This is a genomic window from Kitasatospora sp. NBC_01266 (genome assembly GCF_036242395.1).
Classification (GTDB): Bacteria; Actinomycetota; Actinomycetes; order Streptomycetales; family Streptomycetaceae; genus Kitasatospora.
In genome coordinates this window covers 8332603-8350383 of sequence record NZ_CP108458.1, presented here as the reverse complement: position 1 = coordinate 8350383, position 17781 = coordinate 8332603, and the positions used below count along the sequence as shown (strand labels likewise).

At 70.8% G+C, this 17781-nt stretch carries 17 protein-coding genes and 2 pseudogenes; 12 read left to right on the top strand and 7 right to left on the bottom strand.

Going from position 1 to position 17781, the window contains the following annotated elements:
* Nucleotides 1-52: 52 nt before the first annotated feature.
* A complete protein-coding gene (locus tag OG403_RS35790) occupies nucleotides 53-1345 on the bottom strand; it encodes a HEAT repeat domain-containing protein (protein ID WP_329571894.1) in 1293 nt (430 codons plus the stop codon).
* A 288-nt stretch (nucleotides 1346-1633) separates the two neighbouring features.
* On the opposite strand from OG403_RS35790, the gene OG403_RS35785 reads away from it, so the two are divergent.
* The 3 genes from OG403_RS35785 (at nucleotide 1634) to OG403_RS35775 (ending at nucleotide 3366) form a co-directional block, all read left to right on the top strand.
* Nucleotides 1634-1987: a hypothetical protein gene (locus tag OG403_RS35785; protein ID WP_329571892.1), complete on the top strand. Its 354-nt coding sequence runs from the start codon at nucleotides 1634-1636 to the stop codon at nucleotides 1985-1987.
* A 123-nt stretch (nucleotides 1988-2110) separates the two neighbouring features.
* On the top strand, nucleotides 2111-2941 hold the full coding sequence (locus tag OG403_RS35780) for an IS5 family transposase (protein WP_329562111.1): 831 nt from the start codon (nucleotides 2111-2113) through the stop codon (nucleotides 2939-2941).
* Nucleotides 2938-3366 carry a hypothetical protein gene (locus tag OG403_RS35775; RefSeq protein WP_329562112.1) on the top strand — a complete coding sequence of 143 codons (429 nt, stop codon included), beginning with the start codon at nucleotides 2938-2940 and terminating at the stop codon, nucleotides 3364-3366. Before OG403_RS35780 ends, OG403_RS35775 begins: the two co-directional genes overlap by 4 nt.
* 30 nt (nucleotides 3367-3396) lie before the next feature.
* Here OG403_RS35775 and OG403_RS35770 read toward each other — a convergent pair whose 3' ends face one another.
* Nucleotides 3397-3663, bottom strand: a complete 267-nt coding sequence (locus OG403_RS35770; protein ID WP_329562113.1) for a helix-turn-helix domain-containing protein — start codon at nucleotides 3661-3663, stop codon at nucleotides 3397-3399.
* Nucleotides 3664-3842: 179 nt separating this feature from the next.
* Here OG403_RS35770 and OG403_RS35765 point away from each other — a divergent pair, with 179 nt between their 5' ends.
* The 3 genes and pseudogenes from OG403_RS35765 to OG403_RS35755 all read left to right on the top strand — a co-directional run.
* Nucleotides 3843-4535 carry a class I SAM-dependent methyltransferase gene (locus tag OG403_RS35765; protein WP_329571890.1) on the top strand — a complete coding sequence of 231 codons (693 nt, stop codon included), beginning with the start codon at nucleotides 3843-3845 and terminating at the stop codon, nucleotides 4533-4535.
* Nucleotides 4536-5009: 474 nt separating this feature from the next.
* Nucleotides 5010-5567, top strand: a complete 558-nt coding sequence (locus tag OG403_RS35760; protein ID WP_329571888.1) for a GNAT family N-acetyltransferase — start codon at nucleotides 5010-5012, stop codon at nucleotides 5565-5567.
* Between the two features lie 24 nt (nucleotides 5568-5591).
* A pseudogene (locus tag OG403_RS35755) lies at nucleotides 5592-5849 on the top strand (helicase associated domain-containing protein); the annotation flags it as partial.
* On the opposite strand, the gene OG403_RS35750 reads toward OG403_RS35755, so the two are convergent.
* Together OG403_RS35750 and OG403_RS35745 are read right to left on the bottom strand one after the other, a co-directional pair.
* Nucleotides 5833-6735 (bottom strand): IS3 family transposase, encoded by a 903-nt coding sequence (locus OG403_RS35750; protein WP_329571887.1) that lies wholly within the window; start codon nucleotides 6733-6735, stop codon nucleotides 5833-5835. The pseudogene OG403_RS35755 and the gene OG403_RS35750 overlap by 17 nt on opposite strands.
* 5 nt (nucleotides 6736-6740) lie before the next feature.
* Entirely contained in the window at nucleotides 6741-7049 is a 309-nt protein-coding gene (locus OG403_RS35745; protein WP_329571885.1) for a transposase, read from the bottom strand.
* Between the two features lie 70 nt (nucleotides 7050-7119).
* Between OG403_RS35745 and OG403_RS35740 the strand changes: the two genes are divergently transcribed.
* Nucleotides 7120-7425: a hypothetical protein gene (locus OG403_RS35740; RefSeq protein ID WP_329571884.1), complete on the top strand. Its 306-nt coding sequence runs from the start codon at nucleotides 7120-7122 to the stop codon at nucleotides 7423-7425.
* Nucleotides 7426-7696: 271 nt separating this feature from the next.
* On the opposite strand, the gene OG403_RS35735 is transcribed toward OG403_RS35740, so the two are convergent.
* On the bottom strand, nucleotides 7697-8089 hold the full coding sequence (locus OG403_RS35735; protein ID WP_329571882.1) for a nuclear transport factor 2 family protein: 393 nt from the start codon (nucleotides 8087-8089) through the stop codon (nucleotides 7697-7699).
* Nucleotides 8090-8324: 235 nt separating this feature from the next.
* Here OG403_RS35735 and OG403_RS35730 point away from each other — a divergent pair, with 235 nt between their 5' ends.
* The 4 genes and pseudogenes from OG403_RS35730 to OG403_RS35715 form a co-directional block, all read left to right on the top strand.
* On the top strand, nucleotides 8325-8780 hold the full coding sequence (locus OG403_RS35730; protein ID WP_329571880.1) for a hypothetical protein: 456 nt from the start codon (nucleotides 8325-8327) through the stop codon (nucleotides 8778-8780).
* A gap of 64 nt (nucleotides 8781-8844) precedes the next feature.
* On the top strand, nucleotides 8845-9684 hold the full coding sequence (locus tag OG403_RS35725) for a transposase family protein (protein WP_329568899.1): 840 nt from the start codon (nucleotides 8845-8847) through the stop codon (nucleotides 9682-9684).
* Nucleotides 9685-9848: 164 nt separating this feature from the next.
* A complete protein-coding gene (locus OG403_RS35720; protein ID WP_329571878.1) occupies nucleotides 9849-10787 on the top strand; it encodes an AraC family transcriptional regulator in 939 nt (312 codons plus the stop codon).
* Between the two features lie 29 nt (nucleotides 10788-10816).
* Nucleotides 10817-11412 (top strand): annotated as a pseudogene (locus OG403_RS35715) (ATP-binding protein); the annotation flags it as partial.
* A gap of 1920 nt (nucleotides 11413-13332) precedes the next feature.
* Here the strand turns inward: OG403_RS35715 and OG403_RS36840 are convergent.
* Nucleotides 13333-14799, bottom strand: a complete 1467-nt coding sequence (locus OG403_RS36840) for an AAA family ATPase (protein WP_442911035.1) — start codon at nucleotides 14797-14799, stop codon at nucleotides 13333-13335.
* A gap of 773 nt (nucleotides 14800-15572) precedes the next feature.
* On the opposite strand from OG403_RS36840, the gene OG403_RS35705 reads away from it, so the two are divergent.
* Entirely contained in the window at nucleotides 15573-17000 is a 1428-nt protein-coding gene (locus OG403_RS35705; RefSeq protein WP_329571874.1) for an RICIN domain-containing protein, read from the top strand.
* A gap of 359 nt (nucleotides 17001-17359) precedes the next feature.
* Here OG403_RS35705 and OG403_RS35700 read toward each other — a convergent pair whose 3' ends face one another.
* The gene (locus OG403_RS35700; RefSeq protein WP_329571873.1) at nucleotides 17360-17749 is read right to left on the bottom strand and encodes a ribosomal protein L7/L12; all 390 of its coding nucleotides are present in this window, start codon (nucleotides 17747-17749) and stop codon (nucleotides 17360-17362) included.
* Nucleotides 17750-17781: the final 32 nt, after the last annotated feature.

Below are 17781 nucleotides of genomic sequence, written 5' to 3'. Positions count from 1 at the left end.
CGCGAGTCACGCGCGCCGGCGAACCCTTCATGTCAGTCGTTGAGCCGGACTGTCAGGTGCGATCGGGCCGGTTGCGCCAGCGGTAGTGAAAGTGGGCGTCCACGCGGTGGTCGTCCTGGAACCCGGGGCCGAACCGGCCGACGCGCTCGTAGGCTTCCTCGGTGCGCGGGTCGTCGCGGCGGGCGAGGGCGCAGGCGGCCTCCAGACGCAGGAGTTGGTCCTCCTCGTCCAGCAGGGCAGTGAGGGCCTCCGTGACAGCGGCCGTCCGGTCGTGGGAGCCGGAGAGGGACTCGGCGGCGCAGGCCCGGACGCCGGGGTCGGGGTCGCGGATCAGGGTGAGCAGAGCCTCTCGGATCGCGGGGGCGAGATCGCGCGGGGCGGCGAAGGTCCGGGCGATGACGCCCCGAACCCCGGCGTCGGGGTCGCGAGCCATGGCGAGCAGGGTGGTGGCGGCGGCCTCGCTCCGCGGGGTCTGGTACCGGCTCAGGCAGCCGGGCACCTCGCGGCGCACGCGCGGGTCCGGGTGGTCGGCGTACCGCAGGCCGACGGCCTCCTGGCCCGGGTCGTCGTTGCCGGCGTAGACGTCCAGGACCTTGGCCAGCACCTGGCCGTCCGGCTCCTCGAGCACCCAGGCGGCCAGGAAGTCGACATCCTGCGCGGTATCCGGGCGGTCCTCGAAGACGCCGGCCAGGAAGTCCCGGTGCCACAGGACGCCGGCGAGGAAGCGGCGGTGGACGGGATCGGGGTGGTGGCGCAGGGCCGCCAGGTCGGACCAGGCCTGCGGGCTCCGGCGGTGGGCGAGGGTGTAACTGGCAGCGGACCAGTTGACGTTCGTCCCGTCCGGGCACCGGACCGCGCGTGCCACCAGCTCCGCCACCGGCGGCAGGACGCCGAACGCCCACTCCAGCGAGGTGAGGACGGCGCTGTGGCCTGCCCGGACGGTGAGCCCGCCGAGAGAGACCTCCTCGACCTCCGTGTACTTGGCGTCCTCGATCAGACGCCGGGCGGCCGGGCCCGAGGCTCCCGTGCGGCGGCGCAGTTCCTCGGCCTCGCCTGTCTCGTACCAGTGCCGGGCGAGGTCGAGCAGCTGCTTCTGGGCGGCCTCGGTGAGCCGCACTCGAGGGTCTTTTCCGAGCACGGCGTCGACCAGTGCCGGGGAGCCAAGATCGACGGCCCGCAGCAGCGCTGTCGTGCCGTCCGGCAGCGCGCGGTCGGTTTCGGCGCCGCCCTCCGCCAGAGCCTCGGCGGTCTCGTGGTCGAATCCAGCCACGGCGGCGCAGAGCAGCGAGAGGCCTTCGGGGCCCGGAGTGTCCGGATCGGCGCCGTCCTCCAGACATGCCCGCACCGCGCCGGAGTCCTTTGCGGTTACGGCTTCCACGAGCCGGTCGTTCGGATTGTGCCGCTGTACTGCCATCTGCCCCCCTGGTGATCCGTCGAACAGCACGGTACCCGGGCAGGGGCGGCGATCGTCGTGCCCTGCGGTGTGATCAGCGGATGCGGTTACTGCCAAGCATCATTCACCCAGCCGGTCCGGAGCCGTTGAGCCGACGGCCCTGACAACGCGCCGGCCGCCGACGACCTGCCCCACCGGGCCATCGGAGCGGGCTGTCCGGAGCGGGCCGGCTACACCGAGGTGTCCGACGACCCATACGCCGAGCCGAGGATCGCCTGGCTCCACGGGCTGGTCGCCGAGCCGCTGGCCGACTACGCCCGCGACACCGGCCGACCGCACCCGCGCACCACCGAGCCGCACACCGCGCTGGAAGACGCCGCCGCCCTCCCCGACCGGCTGCGGCGCCACGGGTACGCCGCCGCGGCGCAGGCCGCCCGCAACACCCACCTGACCAGGCAGACCACCCGATCACCCCCGGGGACAGCGACGCCGAACCCACTGAAAACCAAACGCCTGGCACGAGGAGCGTGGTTTCCCGAACTGTCACAGCTCCGTCCCAAGCCCAGGACGGCGGGGCCGGGCATGCGAGGGTGAGTCGCATGCCTTCCACTTCTGAGTGGGCGGAATGAGAGATTAAGTCCGTTCTGTCGTCGCCTGAACGTGTGGCCTTGCTACCTCTGGCAGGTCGCGGGGCTGGCGCCGTGCTGAGGTGACTGCGTGAGCGACCGCAAGCCCTACAAGAGCGACTTGTCCGACGAACGCTGGGCGCTGATCGAGCCGGTGATCACCTCGTGGAAGGTCCAGCATCCCTCGGTCAGCGGCCACGAAGGCCGCTACGAGATGCGGGAGATCGTCAACGCGCTGCTCTACCAGTCCCGGACCGGCTGCCAGTGGGACTACCTCCCGCACGACCTGCCACCCGCCGGCGCGGTGAAGTACTACTTCTACACGTGGCGCAATGACGGCACCGACCAGGTCATTCATGACCTGCTGCGCTGGCAGGTCCGCGAGAAGAGGGGCCGATTAGCCGACCCCAGCCTGGTGGTGCTCGACACCCAGAGCCTGCACGCGGCGGCCGGGGTGCCGGCCAAGACGACGGGACGCGACGTGGCGAAGAAGGTGCCCGGCCGCAAGCGGGGCCTTGCCGTGGACGTGCTGGGCCTGGTGATCGCCGTGGTCGTGCTGGCCGCCTCCGTCCACGACAACGCCTTCGGCACCGCCCTGCTCGACAAGGTCGCAGTAGCCAGTGGCGACACCGTGACGAAGGCCCTGGTGGACCAGGGGTTCAAGAAGACCGTTGTGGACCACGGCAAGCAGGTGGGCATCGACGTCGAAATCGTCGAACGCAACCCTGCCGAGACCGGGTTCGTCCCGCAGCCGATCCGGTGGCGGGTGGAGCAGACGAACGGGATCTTGATGCTGCACCGGCGACTGGTACGTGACTACGAGCACCGCCCCGCCTCGGCCGAGTCCCGGGTCTACTGGGCGATAAGCGACGTGATGACCCGTCGGCTGACCGGCGGCGCGATGTCATGGCGCGGCGCGTGACCAGCGGGGACCTGACCCTGGGGGCGGTGCTGGTGCGTCTGGAGAAGCGCGAGCGAGAGATCGCCGCGCAGGCCGAAGAGACCCGCGAGCAGATCACGCGGCTCATCGCCGTGCTGGACGAGCTCGATCGGGCCGCCGAGGAAGTGCGGATCACCCGCAAGACGCTGCTGGGGCTGCCCGACCCGGACCCGCCCGCGCCGTCGGCGTCCGCCCCGCAGGTGCCGGACGGGGCGGCCTACCAGGAAATCATGGTGGTGTTCGCCCAGGCAGACGGTCCGCTGCGCGCGCGGGGCGTGTGCGAGGCGATGGACCTGGACCCGGCTCCGAACAACATCAACAACGTCCGTTTGAAGCTCAAGCGCCTGACCGGGCGCAACATCCTGGCAGAGCCCGAACCGGGCCTGTTCGCCCTGCCGCGACCGTAGCCGTCCGGCAAGCAGGCCTGACCAGCGCGCCTACTTGAGGCCTGAGCTCGAATCGGCCGATGACACAAGGCCCGTCGCCTCGGACGGCGTGGCCTTGATGCTCCCCGGAGCCCAGCCGAGGACTTCCTCGAACGTTCGGGCCACGGTCGGAGTGGGCAGGCCCGCGCGGTCGCGTTCGAAGGTCCTGATGGTCGCGTGACTCAGCCAGGTACGTCGTGCGAGCTCGCGCTCCGAGATGCCTTCGGCCTCACGGAACTCGACGAGGGCTCGCGCCAGTCGTGCCGATTCCTCACTCATGACCGCAGTATGCCGCTGAGCCCCGGCTGGGACAGCCCTCTGTCCCGATCCCAGGCCGCGAGGGCAGTGGGAGGCCCGCGAACTGCCCTGTCCTGCAGGTCAATCCCGCGACAGGGATAAGTCGGGCGAATCCTTGCGTACCGCCCTCTGAGAGTTCTGCCGAGCCGGCGAGTCAGGCCGTGGCGAACGACTACGACAGCTTCGCGCAGGCGTATGAGACCGGCACCGAGGCGAATCTCATCAACGGCTACTACGCCCGGCCCGCGATCCTGGACCTGGCCGGGGACGTGGCCGGGCGGCGGGTCTTGGACGTCGGCTGCGGATCCGGTCCCCTGTTCGCGTCGCTGCGTGACCGGGGTGCGATCGTGACCGGTTTCGACTCCAGCGCTGGGATGCTGGAGCTGGCCCGCAAGAGGCTCGGGCCCGAGGCCGTCCTGCATCGTGCGGGTCTGGGCGACCCGCTGCCGTTCTCCGACGGTGTCTTCGATGACGTCGTCGCGTCCTTGGTGCTCCACTACCTGGAGGACTGGACGGCGCCGCTGGCGGAGCTGCGGCGCGTGTTGAAGCCCGGCGGTCGGTTGATCGTGTCCGTCAACCATCCTTCGGTCTTCAAAATGATGGATCCGGCCAACGACTACTTCGCGACCGTCCAGTGGTCCTACGACTGCGATTTCGCCGGCCAGAAAGCCGTCCTGACGAACTGGCACCGGCCGCTGCACGCTATGACGGACGCCTTCACCGCATCCGGCTTTCGGATTTCCGTGATCAGTGAACCGCCGGCTGCGCCAGGTGCCGAGAAGCTGTTCCCCGCCGAGGTCGCGGCCGCGCCGAGGTTCCTGTGCTTTCTGTTCTTCGTCCTCGATGCCGTCTGATCGGTGAGTGAGTCAGAGCCCGAGGAGGTGACACGGACCTGAGGCAGACGCCGGGCGACACGGCGTGAGGCAACAGAGATCAGGGCGAAGCCCGGAACGGTCACCGCCGGGGGCGGAATACTCAGCGCCAAGGGTCCGTGCGTCGACGAGTACCAGGTGCGAGCCCTCGCCCAACGGTCTTCGTCTGGGTGTCTGGGCCAGTGCGTCGCGGACGGCGCCGTCCCCGGTCTCCTGCAGGCGATCTGGGCTCGGGCCGAGGTTGGTCAGCCCCTCGGCCTGGCACAGCCGGTCGGAGGCGCCCCTGCGGCCGCGGCTGCTGTCGGTCATCTGAGGCTCCTGCCCCGCGGATCTTTCCGGGCGCACGCAACTGGCATCACGTCAGAGCGCGTCTCGAAGTGTGACGACGTCAGAAGTCGGTGCCCGCAACGGCCATACGAGGTCGAACCGTGTGGCCGAGAGAATCAGGAGCGTTCCATGTCGGATGAGATCACAGTGCACCCCGCCGCCTGGCCACCTGCCCCGATCAAGACCGAGCGGCTCGTGCTCCGCCAGTCAGAGGCCCGGGACCGTGCGGCGCTGATCGACCTGTCCGCCTCACCAGAGGTGGGCACCTACGTCGGCGGCTCCCGACCGCGTGACGAGCTCGAGCGTGCGATGCCCGAGGTGCCCGGGCAGCGCTTCGGCTTCTTTGTGGTCGAGCTCCACGGAACAACGATCGGCATGATCACGCTCGATCGGCGCGACCCGGAGCGGAAGGGCCACATCCGTCCAGCGGGCGGGGAGCCTGAGCTCGGCTACATGTTCCTGCCGCAGGCATGGGGACACGGGTACGCCACTGAGGCGTGCGCAGCGGCGCTTGATTGGTTCGCCGACGCGCATCCCGGCGAGCTGGTGGTGCTCTCCACCCAGACCGCCAACGAGGCCTCGATGCGCGTCGCGCAGAAGCTGGGGTTCACCGAGGCGGAGCGGTTCGAGGACTACGGCGCCGAGCAGTGGCTCGGCGTGTGCTCCCCGGGCACGCCGTCCGATTGAGCTCGTGCCCGACAGCGCGACGGGTCCACGAGGCCACCGATCGCCCGTCGGCCTCGGCGCGAAGGACTGTCGCTGGGAGTGTGGCTCAACAACCAGAAAGCCCGGAAGGACAAGCTCACGGCCGAGCAGATCGAGCGCCTGCAGCGCACCGCACTCACCGGCGTGGTCCGCGGAGCGGCCACCGCCCTGGGCACCGTCCTGGTCGCCCACCACACCGCCGCCCGCCCCGAACTGAAGTTCCCCCCTGATCTTGGACAGCGGGTGCTTACGCTGCGGGGGTGAAGTCGTGCTGCAGCCTGGCTCGGGTTTCGAGTGGGGTGAGGTACCCGAACTCGGGGTGCCTGCGGAGCCTGGTGCGGTTGTATTCGACTTCGATGAAGCGGAAGACGTCGGCTCGGGCCGCTTCCCGGCTGTCCCAGACGGTGGTGCCGATCTCCGCTTTCAGCAAGCCGAAGAAGCTCTCGGCTGCGGCGTTATCGTAACATATGCCGGTTCGCCCCATACTCTGTCTCAGGTTCAACTTCCTTATCTCCTGGCGGAATTCGCTACTCGTATACTCGCTGCCGCGGTCGGTGTGCATGATGCAGCCCGGCTTCAGGCCGCCCCGGCCGGCGGCCATTTTCAGGGCGTCGGTGACCAGTTCGGCGCGGTGGTGGTCGGCCATCGCGTACCCGATCACCTCGCGGGTCGCCAGGTCGATGACCGTGGCCAGATACCACCAGCCCTCGATCGTGGGCAGATATGTGATGTCGCCGACGAGCTTCGTACCGGGCCGCTTCGCGGTGAAGTCGCGGCCGATCAGGTCGGGGGCCGGGGCGGCCTTGGTGTCCTGTTTCGTCAGGTGGCGGCGCCTGCGGCGGATGATACCCCGGATGTCGCGCTCGCGCATGATCCGCTCGACCTTCTTCCGGTTGATCGCACGGCCCGTCCGCCGCAGTGCGGCGTGCACGCGCGGGACGCCGTAGGCTCCGCGCGAGGAGGCGTGGATCTCCCTTATCTCCTGGGCCAGTTCGTCTTCTGCCCGCTGCCGCTCGGCGGCGGCCGGCCGACTGGCGAGCCAGGCGTAGTAGCTGGTGCGCGGGAGCTTCAGAACCCGGCACAACAGCGCGACACTGAAGCCGTCAGGTCTGTCCTCGGCAGCCCTCTCCGCGTCGATGAAGCGGCACAACGTGCCTACTTCATCGTCTCCTTCGCGAAGAAGGCCGCGGCTTTTTTCAAGATCTCGATCGTCTGCTGCTGTTCCCGGTTCTCCCTGCGCAGCCGCTGGAGCTCGTCCTTCTCCGCCGTCGTCAGCGCGCCTGGCGCCCCCTCGCCGCGGTCGACCTTCGCCTGTTTCACCCAGCCGCGAAGCCCCTCCGGACTCACGCCCAGCTCCCGGGCGATATCGGTGACGTTCCGATGGGGCGAGGACCGGACGAGCGCGATCGCGTCCCGCTTGAACTCCGCCGTGTACCGCTTGCTCATGTTGCTCTTGCCACGCACTACCTGGACTGCTTCCTCCGGGACTCAACCGTCCCAGTATCAAGCTGTCCAGATCAACGGGGGAACTTCAATGACACTATCCCCCCTCGCGCCGGACATCAGCGCGGTCGTACTGAACACGACCGTCACCGACACCACCTCCACCGGCCACCTCAGTGACGCACCCGACCCGAACACGCTGCAGCAGTACCTGCAGAACGCTGCCTCGCCGCCGTGGCAGCCGTCGTCGTCCTCGCTGAACTGGACTGCCGGTGCGACGGTTCCGAACCTGGTCCAGACAGCCGGCGGCCCCGACGGCATCGTCGACTTCTGGAATGCGGCCGACGGCCCCAGCGACCTGATCGTCGACATGTTCGGCTACTACCAGAACGACTGACACCCGGACGACCGAGGGCCCTGGCACAGCGATCCCTGTCGCCGCACCAGGGCCCTCGGCAGTGCCGCAGGACCGTGCTCCGGCTCACCGACGCTCCGAAGACGTCCGAAGGCCGGGCGTTTCGGCACCGGACCGCAAGCAAGGCGACTCGGTTGCGGCAACGACATCGTGGGCTTCTCCGAACGTCACGTTCACACTCTGCGACTTCACCCAGAACCGGTGTGTGAGTGGATCGCAGGCGGCATCGGCAGCCGGCGCGGATTCCGCTTCGTCAAGCGATGGTGGTGCCGTCGGGCAGTTCGGTGTCGTCGGGTGCCCAGTGAGCCTGGAAGCCGGAGATGAGCCCCTGGTCGTTGACGGTGATCAGGTCGATCGCTCGTGCGCGAGCGGGTTTGCCGTCGACGACCCACTCGAAGCTGAACGCCATGGCGGCCCTGTCGCCGTGGGAGCCCCGGATCGGGGTGTCCAGGGTGAGCTGCAAGGTGCCGATGACCGGCGCGTAGATCTCACGGAGCGCGGCGCGGCCGTGGACGGGCTCCGTCCCGTAGGGGTCCTCCCACACGACGTCCTCGGCGAACAGGGACAGCAGTCCTTCGAGGTCGTTGGCGTTGATGGTGTCGATGTAGCTCTGGAGCAGCGCCTTGGCCGTGTCACTCCTGCTCATGGTGCGTCTCTTCCGTTCGACAGCGGCCGCTGGCCGCCTGGCTGTTGTGTCGTTCCAGGCAATCAATGCAGTGAGTGGTGTGCATCGTGAAGTGGCAGGTCACGGGCCTGGTGTGATTCCGTGCCCGGGTGCTCGTGCTGGTCATGCGCGGCAGTCTGGCGTGTAGATCATCGGGCAGGGAGGTCTTCGTGGGTTCTGGCCCGTTCCAGCCCGCGGTGCTCCTACGCTCCCGGGCATGGTGGACCCCGAGGTACTGGAACGGATCGCCGCGCGCCGCGCGGAACTGGACGAGCTGGAAGAACAGCTGGTCAAGCAGCTGGACCAGGTGCGGGCCGAGCGGGACGAACGCGCAGTCGCCGAGAGGGTCCTGACGCGGATGAGCGAGCGGACAGCTGGGGAACGGGCTGCCGTCGCACCGGCGTCAGCGCATGTTGGCGGGCGTGCGGTGCTGCTGGTCCCGCACCGTGGCGACAGCGTTGACGAGACCGCGCTGCCCGAGGACTACCGCCGGATACTGGCGATCGTGCGAGCCGCCGGCGGTCCGGTGCAGGTGCGGGCGGTGGGCGAAGAGCTGGGCCTTCCGGTGGAGGCGCGCGGGAAGCTGGAGCCGCTGCGGGCGAAACTGGTCAAGCTCGAGGACCGCGGATGGCTGCACAAACGCGGCGACGGGAAGTTCACCGCACGGCTGTAGCCATCCCGGCCCTGCACGCCGCAGGGGCGTAACCGGAGGGCCCCCGGCGGCAGTTGAGTTTGGTGTGAAGAAAAACAACGGTCTCGTCGAGGGCCCCGACGGTCTTGTCTACACCGCCCGCCTGCCGCTGTCGAGTGCCACCTTGAACTGGCTCGCCGACCTGATCCGCGGCCACTGCAAGAAGATCGGATCGCGGTGGCGGGCCCTGTCGGCAGGGAGGATCGCCGGCATCGTGCTGGCGGTGCTGCGCTGTGACCAGCGGCCCGGCGACCTGGCCGGCGGGAACGGGGTGCACCGCACCACCGTGACCCGGTGGGTGCGCGAGGTCGTCGGCCTGCTGGCCGCTCGCGCCCCGCGCCTGGACCGCGCGCTCAAGAAGATCACCCGATCGGGTGGCGGGGTGGCCCTGCTGGACGGTTCTCTGATCCGCACCCACCGCCGCACCGGGACCGAGAACCGGAAGAACTACTCCGGCAAGCACAAATGCCACGGCCTGCTCGTGATCGCGCTCACCGACGACAAGGGCCGCCTGGTCTGGGTGAGCGCGGTCCGGCCCGGACGCACCTCGGAGATCACCGCCTGCCGCCACGACAAACTGACCGCCCATCTGCGCGCGGCCGGCCTCGGCGCGATCGCCGACCTGGGCTTCGTCGGCCTCGACGACAGCGACCCCGACGCCGACCCGGCGGTGATCACCGGCTACAAGGCCGCCCGCAACCGACCCCTGACCCGAGGTCAGAAAGTGTCCAACAAGGCGCTGGCCGCGGTCCGGGCGCCGGTCGAACACGGCTTCGCACACCTGAAGAACTGGCGCGTCCTCGGCAAGGTCCGCACCGACCCGAAGTGGGCGACCGCGCTGGTCCGGGCCCTTCTGGTCCTGACGAACCGCGAAGTCGCCCGCTGACCGACGATCTACGCCGAAGTCATACGTCCACAACCAGCGTGAGCACCCTGACGCCGACGCACACCAGAACCATGACCTGCAACTTCACGATGCACACCACTCAGTGGGAGACGTTCCATGGGTGATCCGCGTTGATTCCTTTGTCATCGTCTACGCTCAGTGGAGTGGACGTCATAGCCGATCTCCTGCACTCCGTTCGCGCGCGTGGCTCGGTGCTGCGGCAGGTCATCGAGGCCCCGCCGTGGTCGGTGCGGTACGTGTCGCCGCCGCCCCTCACGCTGCACGCCATGCTCCGCGGCACCGGCTGGATCATTCCCGACGACAGCACGCCCATCCGTCTGGGCAGCGGCGACATCGTTCTGGCTCGTGGCCCCGGCCCGCACACCGTCGCCGACGCCCCGGAGACGGCACCGCTGGTACTGATCCACGGCGCCGGCGATTGCAGCACCCCGCACGGGACGCCCGTCCCGGAGCCCGTCCCGCTCGCCCCGCGCACCTACGGGGAGACCTGTGCTGCACCGATGATGATGTTCACCGGCTTCTACCCCACGGTGACCCAGACCGCGCACCGGTTGCTGTGCGCGCTGCCGCAGGTGGTGCACCTGCCTGCCGCTGACAACCCACGTGCCCTGCTGGCGGTGGCCGTCGATGAAATCGTCGTGGACGAACCGGGCCAGCAGGTCGTGCTGGATCGCATGCTCGACCTGCTCCTCATCCGGACCCTGCGTACCTGGTTCACCCGCCCCGGCGCCAACTCACCCGGCTGGTACCGCGCCCTCGGCGACAAGACAGTCGGCCCAGCCCTGCACGCCCTGCACGAGCGCCCCGAGCTTCCCTGGACCGTCGCCGAACTCGCCGCCACCGCAGGCGTGTCACGGGCCGCGCTCGCCCGACGCTTCACCACCCTGGTCGGCGAGCCACCCCTGACCTACCTCACCGGCCGGCGCATGTCCCTGGCCGCAGACCTCCTCCACGACCCCACCACCCCCATCACCACGGTCGGCCAACGCGTCGGATACACCGACGCATTCGCCTTCAGCACCGCATTCAAACGCCACCACGGCATGCCTCCCAGCGCCTACCGCGCCACGCTCCGCTCCTGAAGGCGTACACCGGCTCGGGTCAGGGCCGATTGTGCGACATCCGTGAGCAGGCCGCCGACGCGGGCATCGACACCGCCTGCCGGGTCCTTCGACTGCCGACCGTGCTCGCGCACTACCAGGAGATCATCCGACGAGCCGAGCCCGATCAGCTCACCTACCGCGATCAGCTCACCTACCGCGGCCTGCTGGCCGAGCTGCTGATGACCGAGTGCGAGGAACGGGACCGCCGCCGATCCGAGCGGCGCCCGCAGACGGCCGGCTTTCCCCGGCCGAAGTGGTTGTCGGACTTCGACTACTCCGCCAATCCGAACGTCAACCAGGCCCAGATCAACAACCTCGCCGGCTGCGAACGGATCCGCAAGGGCGAACCCCTCTGCCTGATCGGGGACTCCGGGACCGGAAAGTCCCACCTGCCGATCGCCCTCGCTCGGCTGCCGCGATGGCCGGCTTCCAGGTCAAGTACGTGCTCGCGGCCAAGCTCGTCAACGGGCTCGTGGAGGCCGCCGACGAGAAGCAGCCGACCAAGACGATCACCCGCTACGGGCGCGTCGACCTTTTGTGCGTCGACGAGCTGGGATATCTCGAACTCGACCGGCGTGGCGCCGAGTTGCTCCTACTCGTGCTGGTCGTGGGCGGGTGTCCGCGGTCTTGATCGTCTGACGGGGCGGATCGCGGGCGAGTACCTGGACGTGCGCCTGGAGGACGCACACGACGGCGGCGGCGATCAAGCACTGGCCGCGGCGGCAGGCAACACCGTCTCCCTCCTGGGCCGCGCCCGCAAGCTCGGGGCCCTGGCCGGCGGAGCCGACCCGGTGCGGGCCCGCCGCCGGCGGCCGGTCCTGCGACACGTGGTGCGACACGTGGTGCGACACGAGGCGACGGCACCCGGCGCGGACGGGCCGACCCGTGCGACGTGGCCGTCGTCCCGCGGTCACGGCGGGCTCGCGGGTGCGATGCCCTGCCCGCGGCCGGCCAGGTCGGCCCGGCCGGTGACACCCAGGGTGCGGGCCACCCGGCCGATCAGCACGGTCACGTCCTGCGGGGTCAGCAGCAGGGCCTGGGCGATCTGCCGGTCGCTGTGGCCGGCGCCGACCAGCTCCAGCACGCGGTGCTCGGTCATCGACAGGCTGGGGGGCGGGCGGTGGCACCGGGCGGGGGCGCACGCCCAGCTCGGTCAACGCCCGACGCGCCCGGCCGGCCAGCAGGACGCTGCCGCAGGCCTGCGCGCGGTCCAGCGCCTGGGCGAGGCTCTGCCGGGCGCGATCGGCCTCGCCGGTGCGCGCCAGGGCGATCCCCAGGTCGTACCGCGCCCGGGCCAGCTCGAGGTGGGCCGGGGACCGCTTCAGCACGCCGACGGCTTCGCGCAGGAGGGCGGCCCCTTCGGCCCCGCCCGTCACGACGCCCAGGCAGCGCGACGCCACCCCGATGGACCGCTCGGTGCCCCAGCGGTGCGCCAGCTCCAACTCCTCGGCGGCGAGTCGCAGTGCGTCCGCCCGCTGCCCCAGTGCCAGGTGGGCGAGGGCCGCCTGCGACCGCCAGGGCGCCAGGGCGAGGTTGGTGACCTGAGCCCACCGCTCCTGCGCGCCGTACTCCAGCAGGACCGCGAGCGCGGCGGCCGGATCGCCCCGCTCGGCGTGCGCCCGGCTGCGGACGAGGAGCATCGGGCCCTGCCACGCCCAACCCACCCGGTCGCTGTCGGCGTCTGGGGCCAGTGCCCGCGCGGCCCCGGCCAGGTCGCCGCGCTCGATCATCGACTCGCCCACCTGGGTCATCATGGCTGCCCGGACCCGGAGCTCCATGTCCTCGTCGGACATCGCCGGGTGCCCGAACTCCGGGGTGAGCGCGAGCTGTCGACCCCGGTGGCGGCTGATCGACACCTGCCAGGTCAGCGCCGCCGACACCATGAGGAAGGAACCCCAGCGCCCGGCCACGTCGGCGATCTGGTCGAACCGCGCCGCCGCGTCGTCGAGCCGATCGGTGGCCACGAAGGCCAGCCCGGCCAGGCTCAGCAGCATCTGCGTCTGGTCCGTGCCCGCCAACCCGCCGCGCAGCGCCCGGTCCATGAGGTCATCGGCGACGGCGGCGCCGGCCTCGCCGCTGAGGGCGGAGACGGACAGCGCGGCGAGCATCGCGCACTCCCCAGGGGTGTCACCGGCCAGTGCGTGGTCGCGCAGTCGCCGGGCCCGCAACCGGGCGGCGGGGAGGGTGGACAGCTGGTCGTAGCCGATCAGCAGCATCTGGGCCTGCAGGTACCACGACACCTCGCGGGCGATCCCGCTGCCGTCCTCCGCCTCCCGCAGGTCCTCCACCGCGCGGGCGAGCACGTCGACGGCGTCCTCGTGCTGCTGCCCGAGGAACAGCGCGTGGGCGAGCAGGTGGGCCGCCTGGGCCCGGGAGTACGGGTCGGTCAGCGCGTCCGCGGCCCGCGCCAGGCGGTGCCGGGCCGCACCGACGTCGACCTGTAACTCGTCCGCGCCCAACTCCAGCAGCAGCGGGCCGCGTTCTTTGACCGACATCGGTTCGCGCAAGGCGCGGCGCAGATAGGTCACGGTGACCTCCGGTGCCCCCCGGCCGCGGGTGGCCCGCGCCGCCTCCCGCAGGACGTCCACCCGCCAGGCCTCACCGTTCGGTTCAGCCAGCAGCAGATGAGCCGCCACCACCGCTTCGGACACCCCCTCGCGCCGGAGCAGTTCGGCCGCCTGGGCATGTCCGTCGGCCAACTCCACCGGCCCGCAGAGGGCTTCGGCGATCGCGGCGCGGACCAGGGGATGCTCGAACCGCGCCGGGTCACCGGGGGCCAGCACCCCGATCCGCTGCAACCGGCGGCCGAGCTCCCGGGTCCTCGCCTCGCCCAGCCCGGCCAGCTCGGCCGCGACCGGCCAGCCGGTGCCGTCCCCCAGCACCACCAGGGCGCGGACCAGCAGGCGGACCGCCTCCGGCTCGCCCGCCAGGCGCTTGACCACAGTGCCCGCCAGGATCCGGCCCCGGAACTCCTCCACCACCAACGCCTGATCGCCGGCCGGCCTGACCCTGTTGTCGGCCAGCGTCCGCAGCAGCTCGCGCAGCAGCAGGGGATTGCCCCGGGTCGCCTCGGCGCAGGCGGCGGCGAACCGCGGATCGGCGTCCCCGCCCAGCCGCGTTCGCACCAGCGCGGCCACACTGTCGGCGGCCAGGGCCGGCAGCTCCACGGGCCGGCAGTGCGCCTGGGCGCCGATCTGCTCCAGCAGCGGCTCGACCCGCGTCCGGCATCCGGGCGTGCGGCCAGTACCACCAGCAGCGGCAGACCGCGCATCCGCCGGGCCAGGTACTCCAGCCAGCGCACCGACGGCACGTCTGCCCAGTGCGCGTCGTCGACCACCAGGGCGAGCGGCCCGTCGTCGGCGACGTGCACCATCAGCCAGTAGAGGCTGTGCAGCACGCCCAGGGACGCGTCCGGCGACAGCCCCGGCCCCCCGTCGGCGCCGTCAACGCGCAGGGCGTAGGTGGCCAACTCCGCCGGGCCCGACAGCAGGCGCTCCCGCCCGGCCTGATCGGCCCGGGCCAGCAGCGGTTCGATCAACTGCCGCAGCACCGAGAAGGCGAAGTCCTGCTCCAGTTCACCGCTGTCGGCCCGCACCACCCGCATCCCACGGGCCTGTTCGGCGCCCGCCCAGGCGTTCAGCAGCGAGGTCTTCCCCATCCCCGCACCGGCACACACCAGCACCACCGCGCCCTGACCGGCCCGTGCCCCGTCGGCCGCGCGCTCCAGCACCGCGAGCTGTTCGGTCCGGTCGAGCAGCACGGCTCCCTCCCGGCCGCGGTCGGCCGGGCGCCCGGGACGCCCGGCCGCCAGCAGCTCGGCGGCGCCGGTTCCCACCAGGCCCAGCGCCGACACCAGCTGCTCCACCGTCCGGCGCTGCGGGCGCCCGCGTCGCCCCTGCTCCAGATCCCTGACCGACCGGGCGGACAGGCCGGCCGCCTCGGCGAGCTCCTCCTGGGTCAGCCCGGCCACCCGGCGGCACTCGAGCAGCATCTCGCCGAACTCCCTCAACGGTCCACCGCCGCACTCGCCCGGCGCGAACTTCGTTGTCCGACCAACACACCCTCCCCTGGTGTCCAGACGTCACAACAGGTCCCGTCCCCGGCAGGACGGGACTGCTGAGCTACCGCACCCTACCGGTCAGTAGCACGGCCGGGCGACCCCACCGGCGGCCTCCGTACCGTGCCCGTCCGTCGCCGTGACGGGCACGGTGGCGCGGCAGTTGAGGCAGCGTCAACTCCCGCGCACCATCGGCAGGTGCGACGGGTCACGTCCGGCCTGCGAATCAGACCCCCGGCCCTTCCCGAACGGCAGTGCCCGCCCCTCCTCGGGGCGGGCACCCGGGCGGGCGGGCGAGGGCGTTGAGCCCGTCGCGGACGCGGGGTCGTCCGGTCGGACGCGGGTTCTTCCGGTGGTTTGTCCCGTCCTTTTTCCTGGTGCCCCGACCAGCTCGATGATCTGCTCTCTACCAGCCGAACCGGCCGGACCCGAAGGTCGGTTGACGATGGCGGGGTCTCCCTCCGCGCCCTCCGGCTCGCCGCCCGCCCGGTCCCGGCCGACCGGTGCCACCGCACGAGAACGTCCGCACATCCGCAACCGGGGACCCGGCCCCCGGCACCGATGGAAGGGGCCATCCGCGAAGAGGCAACGACCAGGCGGGCACCTGCCCGGCCCCACCGGCACCTACCAGGGCGCCGGCCCACGACGGGTCCGCCAGCCTGGCGTACCCGGACACCGACAAAGGAGTCCCTGTGTCAGTTCCTCGCATGCGAAAACTCCTCGGCGCGCTTGCCGCCACGGCCCTCGCGCTGACCGCCGCCGGTCTGACCACCACCGCCTCGGCCGCCACAGCGGCTGCGGCGGCCGCGCCCCACGCCACCGTCACGACCGGTTCGACCTCAGCCGCCACTCAGCGGTCCGCCACCCCCATCCTGACCGGCACCCACACCCTGCTCTCCGGCGGCCTGGCCCTCGACGTCCCCGGCAGCAGCCCCAACGCCGGCACCCAGCTCGACACCTCGAAGGCGGCCGGCAGCGCCAATCAGAACTGGGAGCTCATCCCGCAGTCGGACGGCTCCTACGATCTCGTCAACGGCTCCTCGGGCCTGTGCGCCGAGGTCAACGGCGGGTCCACCGCCGCGGGCGCCGTGGTGGACCAGTGGCCGTGTGTCGGCAGCCCCAACCAGTTCTGGACCCTCACGTCGCTGTCGAACGACTCCTACATCGTGTCCTCGGTGAGCAGCGGGTTGCTGCTGACCACCGCTTCGACCGCCAGCGGCGCCACGGTCACGCAGCAGGTGAACAGCAACTCGCCGCAGCAGCAGTGGACGATCAGCTCGGTCAACCTCGCCCTGAGCGGCTACCACACCCTGGTCACCGGCGGCCTGGCCCTCGACGACCCCGGCAGCAGCCCCAACGCCGACACCCAGCTCGACACCTGGCCCGTGGCCGGCAGCGCCAACCAGAACTGGAAGTCCGTCCAGCAGTCCGACGGCTCCTACGAACTCGTCAACGGCTCCTCGGGCCTGTGCGCCGACGTCACCGGCGGGTCCACCGCCGCGGGCGCCGTGGTGGACCAGTGGCAGTGTGTCGGCAGCACCAACGAGCTCTGGACCCTCACGCCGCTGCCGAACGGCTCCTACAACGTCGCCTCGGTGAGGAGCGGGTTGCTGCTCACCGCCGCTTCGACCGCCGACGGCGCCACGGTCACGCAGCAGGTGAACAGCAACTCGCCGCAGCAGCAGTGGACGATCAGCTCGGTCAACCCCGTCCTGAGCGGCTACCACACCCTGGTCACCGGCGGCCTGGCCCTCGACGACCCCGGCAGCAGCCCCAACGCCGGCATCCAGCTCGACGCCTGGACCGTGGCCGGCAGCGTCAACCAGAACTGGCGGTTCGTCCAGCAGTCCGACGGCTCCTACGAACTGGCCAACGGCTCCTCTGGCCTGTGCGCCGAGGGCGCTTCGGTTTACGGCGCGTCCACCGACGCGGGCGGCAAGGTGATCCAGATGTCGTGCAACCCCTACAACTCCAGCGAGCACTGGACCCTCACGCCGCTTTCGAACGGCTCCTACATCGTGTCCTTCATGGACAACGGGTTGCTGCTCACCACCGCTTCGACCGCCAGCGGCACCACCATGGCCACGGAGCAGGTGAACACCAACTCGCCGCAGCAGCAGTGGACGATCAGCTGACCCGCGTTCGCACGCGAGTACGGACCTGACCGGCGGGTCCCCGGGAGGCCGCTCCCCGGGGACCCGCCCGTCACCTTCTTCCTGGCCGCGCGATGGGGCGTCAGACCCCTTTGCGAATCTGCGGCTTGTTGTCACTGGGGAATCGGCCGGTGTCACCAGCCCCTGATGATGGTGGTGTTTGGGGGCGGGGGGCCGGGGGGTGTCACCGGGGTGCGGATGTGTGGTGACGTCAGGAGACTTCGCGTAGTGACATCTTGATGCAGATCCCTGGGCGGGCAGCCGGCCCAGTGCCGGGTGGTGTTGGGCCTGTGCTCATGGTTTCCGAACCGGGGCCGGGCCCGGGGTCGTCGGCATGGGGTTCAGGGGCTGCGGTAGGTTGTGTGCCCGGGCAGGGGACCGTGCACGGCGCAGAACTCGCAGCCGCAACTGGTCAGGGAGTTGGCCTGGCAGTGGGCGGTGGGCCAGTACGGCGAAGCGCATGGGCCGGGGTCGACCCGCGTGTCGCCGGGCAGGGTGCGCCGGCACCAGCCGCATCGGATCACGGCTGGTACGCCGGCCTGGTGCAGATGCTGAGCCGTGCGAGCGGCGATGTCGAACGGGATCTCCGACCTGACGGTGGCGGGCGCGCTGTCCAACAGCTGCCGGCAGCGCCACAGGCTCAGCCCGGTGACCGTGCGGACCGCTTTGAGGACCCTGGGGTCGTGAGGGGAGTCGCCGGTGAGCAGGACTGTGAAACTCGGATCCTCCACGGATCCCCCTCGTCGGTCGATGTTATGCCCAG

What these genes read in the sequence shown, in the direction of transcription:
- OG403_RS35770 (WP_329562113.1), bottom strand. Translation starts at nt 3,663, where the DNA reads ATGAGTGAGGAATCGGCACGACTGGCGCGAGCCCTCGTCGAGTTCCGT.
- OG403_RS35760 (WP_329571888.1), top strand. Translation starts at nt 5,010, where the DNA reads ATGTCGGATGAGATCACAGTGCACCCCGCCGCCTGGCCACCTGCCCCG.
- OG403_RS35740 (WP_329571884.1), top strand. Translation starts at nt 7,120, where the DNA reads ATGACACTATCCCCCCTCGCGCCGGACATCAGCGCGGTCGTACTGAAC.
- OG403_RS35735 (WP_329571882.1), bottom strand. Translation starts at nt 8,089, where the DNA reads ATGAGCAGGAGTGACACGGCCAAGGCGCTGCTCCAGAGCTACATCGAC.
- OG403_RS35730 (WP_329571880.1), top strand. Translation starts at nt 8,325, where the DNA reads ATGGTGGACCCCGAGGTACTGGAACGGATCGCCGCGCGCCGCGCGGAA.
- OG403_RS36840 (WP_442911035.1), bottom strand. Translation starts at nt 14,799, where the DNA reads ATGCTGCTCGAGTGCCGCCGGGTGGCCGGGCTGACCCAGGAGGAGCTC.
- OG403_RS35705 (WP_329571874.1), top strand. Translation starts at nt 15,573, where the DNA reads ATGCGAAAACTCCTCGGCGCGCTTGCCGCCACGGCCCTCGCGCTGACC.